Here is a 439-nt window from a genome sequence, read left to right as displayed (position 1 = left end):
CTCGACAAATATAATGAAGTCCTGATGGATACAGAGAAAAATTATACAAAAGAAATGGAGAAACTCCACCAGAAGCAGTTTGAAAGTCTGCCGGAAGAAAAACAATACAAAGGCGGGCGCACAGTGGATGAATTGTTGCAGGACATGGCAGAAGGAAAGACACTGGATGATGCGGAAACGGAGTATGTGAAGATTTTTGCAAACCTGAAAGATTTTGAGAAAGCACAGCAGAAGGCGGAACTGAAAAATGATTTTTCCGAGGATTTTGTAAAGGATCTGGAAAGCAAAGGTATCTCCCGTGATGAGCTGGAGGGAATGCAGATAAAGATTGAAAGCAATGGGAATGTAACAGTGAGCGGTATCGAAGATAAGGAAGTCCGGGAGCAGGTTCAGAAACTGGTAGAGGAAAAGTACAGTGACCGGATGTATCAGTATTACA

Annotated in this window: 1 pseudogene; it reads left to right on the top strand. The window is 42.4% G+C overall.

Annotation, left to right across the window (positions count from 1 at the left end):
* Positions 1 to 24: 24 nt before the first annotated feature.
* Positions 25 to 439: pseudogene (locus tag DW650_RS18880) on the top strand (hypothetical protein); the annotation flags it as partial.

The organism is Roseburia sp. AM23-20 (genome assembly GCF_003470905.1).
GTDB classification, from domain to species: Bacteria; Bacillota; Clostridia; order Lachnospirales; family Lachnospiraceae; genus Roseburia; species Roseburia rectibacter.
The sequence above is the reverse complement of the archived record's forward strand: the minus strand, read 5'-3'. Positions and strand labels throughout refer to the sequence as shown.